The sequence below is a fragment of the Longimicrobium sp. genome (assembly GCF_036387355.1).
Taxonomy (GTDB): Bacteria; Gemmatimonadota; Gemmatimonadetes; order Longimicrobiales; family Longimicrobiaceae; genus Longimicrobium.
In genome coordinates this window covers 1-3,335 of record NZ_DASVTX010000276.1, presented here as the reverse complement: position 1 = coordinate 3,335, position 3,335 = coordinate 1, and the positions used below count along the sequence as shown (strand labels likewise).

At 70.4% G+C, this 3,335-nt stretch carries 4 protein-coding genes; all 4 read left to right on the top strand.

Going from position 1 to position 3,335, the window contains the following annotated elements:
• Positions 1 to 367 precede the first annotated feature (367 nt).
• The 4 genes from VF665_RS11765 (at position 368) to VF665_RS11750 (ending at position 2,809) form a co-directional block, all read left to right on the top strand.
• Complete coding sequence (locus VF665_RS11765; RefSeq protein WP_331053630.1) at positions 368 to 1,234, top strand: D-hexose-6-phosphate mutarotase; 867 nt, start codon at positions 368 to 370, stop codon at positions 1,232 to 1,234.
• Entirely contained in the window at positions 1,231 to 1,854 is a 624-nt protein-coding gene (locus VF665_RS11760; RefSeq protein ID WP_331053629.1) for a class I SAM-dependent methyltransferase, read from the top strand. Before VF665_RS11765 ends, VF665_RS11760 begins: the two co-directional genes overlap by 4 nt.
• A 22-nt stretch (positions 1,855 to 1,876) precedes the next feature.
• Positions 1,877 to 2,323 (top strand): PilZ domain-containing protein, encoded by a 447-nt coding sequence (locus tag VF665_RS11755; protein WP_331053628.1) that lies wholly within the window; start codon positions 1,877 to 1,879, stop codon positions 2,321 to 2,323.
• Positions 2,324 to 2,431: 108 nt separating this feature from the next.
• The gene (locus VF665_RS11750) at positions 2,432 to 2,809 is read left to right on the top strand and encodes a hypothetical protein (protein ID WP_331053627.1); all 378 of its coding nucleotides are present in this window, start codon (positions 2,432 to 2,434) and stop codon (positions 2,807 to 2,809) included.
• The last annotated feature ends 526 nt before the right edge of the window (positions 2,810 to 3,335 follow it).

The window sequence follows — 3,335 nt, the reverse complement described above, 5'->3', positions numbered from 1 at the left end:
CGCGCCGAGGGTGAACAGGTCGGTCAGCTTCAGATCCTGCTCCGGACGGACCATCCGGGTGCGAGCCATAACCACTCTCCTGGGCAGAGGTTATGAACTCCAGAATGGCGCGGGAGTGCTGTAAAGTCAACGGTATTGCGCGAAGGCGGACTTCGTGTTTTTCCAGCGGCGAATTCACTCGCTCTGGATGGCGGGCGGCGCGGATTCCCGCCACCCGCGCGGACGCAGCCGCCGCAGTCCGCGAAGGCGGACTTCGCGCCGTTGTTGCCGCGACTTCAGTCGCCCGTCCTCCCCGCCCCGGCGCTCCGGCATTGTCCATGCGCCAGCCCCGGCCCGATCCACGCAATTCATCCCGTTCAGGTGATCGATGACGGACAGCGACGGACAGGCAGCGGATCCCGCACCCGTGGTCGCGGTGCACGACGCATCGCCGCGAACGATCGTCCTGGAATCGCGGGACGGGGCGCGCGCGGAGGTGCACCTGCACGGCGCGCACGTGACGTCGTGGACGCCGGCGGGGGCGGACCGTGACGCGCTGTTCCTGAGCCGCACGGCGGAGTTCCGCCCCGGTACGGCCATCCGCGGCGGCATCCCTGTCATCTTTCCCCAGTTCGCGGCGGAGGGCCCGCTTCCCAAGCACGGCTTCGCGCGCGACCGCGCCTGGCGTCTCATGCCCGGCGAGCGGCCGGAGCAGGCGCTGTTCGAGCTGCGCGACACGCCGGAAACGCGCGCCATCTGGAACCACGCTTTCTGCGCGGAGCTGCGCGTCACCGTATCCGGCGCGGTGCTGGACGTGGCGCTCACGGTGCAGAACACGGGGGATGAGCCCATCTCCTTTACCGCCGCGCTGCACACCTATCTGCACGTGGACGACGTGGCGCACACCGTGCTGCGCGGGCTGCGGGGCACGCGTATCCGCGACAAGGTCGCGGAGGCGGAGCGGGTGGAAGAGGCGGAGGAGCTGCGCATCCATGGCGAGGTGGACCGCGTGTACCTGGATGCCCCGCCCTCGCTTGAGCTGACGGACGGCGAGCGCCGGATGCGCATCCGCGCCCTGGGGTTTCCCGACACCGTCGTGTGGAACCCCGGCCCGGAAGCCGCCGCGCGCCTGGCGGACCTGGAACCCGGTGGGGAGCAGCGGATGCTGTGCGTGGAGGCGGCCGCAGTGGGCACGCCGGTGCGGCTGCAGCCGGGCGAGCGCTGGACGGGCGCGCAGACGCTCACCTGCGGATGAGCGCGCATTCCGCGCAGCTGCGCGAGCACTTTGGCGAGATCGACATCTACCTCTTCGACCAGCTGCTCAAGGGGCGGTTCGATGCGTACCGCACCGTGCTGGACGCGGGGTGCGGCGCCGGGCGCAACCTGGTGTGGTTCCTTCGCGAGCGGTTCGAAGTGTTCGCCGTGGACCGCGACGAGCGCTCGGTGCTGACCGTCCGCCAGCTGTTCGCGGACCTTGCGCCGCACCTGCCGCCGGAGCGCGTGCAGCGGGCCGAGGTGGAGTCGCTTCCCTACGCGGATGCCGCCATGGACGCGGTGCTGAGCAGCGCCGTGCTGCACTTTGCCCGCGACCTGGCGCACTTCGACGAGATGGTGAACGAGATGTGGCGGGTGCTGCGGCCGGGCGGCCTCTTTTTCGCGCGGCTGGCGACGACGATCGGCATCGAGGACCGGGTGCAGCCGCTGGCGGGCGGGCGCTACCGCCTTCCGGACGGCACCACGCGCTTTCTGATGGACGAGGCGCGGCTGCTGGAGCGCACGGATGCGCTGGGCGCCACCCTGGCCGATCCCCTCCGCACCACCAACGTGCAGAACCTGCGGGCGATGACCACCTGGTGCCTGCTTCGCCCCGCATGACCGCCGCTCCCCCGCAGAACCGATGAGCACCGAAGCCCCGCAGTCCCGGTACAGCGTTCCGCGCCGCTACATCCGGCACACGGCGGACGTGCCCATCGAGATCGAGCCGGTGCGCGGCGGGTCGGGGATGCGGCCGTCCGCCACCAACAACGTGAGTCCGGGCGGGCTCTCCTTCGTGTCGCCGGAAGAGCTGGCGCCCGGCACGGAGATCCGCGTCCGCATCGCGCAGGTGGATCCGCCGTTCGACGCCGTGGCCCGCGTGGCGTGGTGCCGGCCGGAGGGCGACGCGTACTGCGTGGGCGTGCAGTTCCTGGGCGCGGAGGACGCCTTTCGCATCCGCATGGTAGAGCAGGTGTGCGCCATCGACCAGTACCGCCGCCAGGCCGCAGAACAGGGGCGCGAGCTGACCTCCGAGGAGGCCGCGACCGAGTGGATCACGCGCTTCGCTGACCGCTTCCCCTCGTCCTGACAGGCGATTCCGGATGGCGGGCGGACGCACGTCGGCGGGGCGACGTGCGTCCCGTGGCGGCTTCGGGGAGCGGTTGCGGCGAGGCGCGCGGGGCGCGAAACTTGGGGTGTGAACAACGCGCTTTCCTCCGCCCTGCTGCTGCTGCTCGCGATCGCGGGCGTCGCTGCGCTGCTGATGCGCAACGGCCGTGCGCTGCTGCGCGTGGGGCTCAACACCGCCGAGGCCAGCGCCGTGTCGGGCCTGGCGGAGGTGAGCGTGCGCCGCGGCGACCTCACGGGGCTGATGGAGCGGCGGTCCATGCAGGCCGGCCTGCGGTCCGCCCGGCGAAAGAACCTCGCGTCCGCGGCGATGTACGCACTGCTGTTGATCGTGCCGCCGCTGCTGGGGGTGGGGCGCGAAGTGTACGCGGCCTGCTCGCTGCTCTGGTTCCTCCCCACGCGCCCCGTGCGCCCCTCCGCCGCCCTGCGCGTGGACGAGCGCGAGTAGATCTGAAGATCTTCCACCGACCGAACGAGCCTCGCGTGAGCGGGGCTTTTTGCGTTAAGCGGGGCTTCAGGGCGGCCCCCACCCGGGTTCGCATTACTCACCCACCCTCCCCCAAAAAAGACTGGGGGAGGGTTGGCGGCGCGGAAAGGCCGAACCGGGTGCAGCCGCCCGGGCCGAGCGACTGAAGTCGCCGCAACAACGGCTGAAAGCCTCACGATACTGCCGTGAGGCTGCCCCTGCGCGGACGACAGGTTTGGTGCCGAACGACGCCCTCACGCTGAGGTCTCCCTTCCCCCAGGGGTTTTTGGGGGAAGGGTCGGGGATGGGGGCCTCACAGCCGGGCACACACCACATCCTTTGCACCGCGCCGGACCGTAGTTGCCGTGTAGGATTGCCCCGGCTTGGTGGACACCAACATAAGCCCGTAGGTTTACGGGCAGGAGGTGACACATGGCCGAGAAGCGAAGGCAGTTCACGCGCGAGTTCAAACTGGAAGCGGTTCGTCTGATTTCCAGCGGGGAGAGGA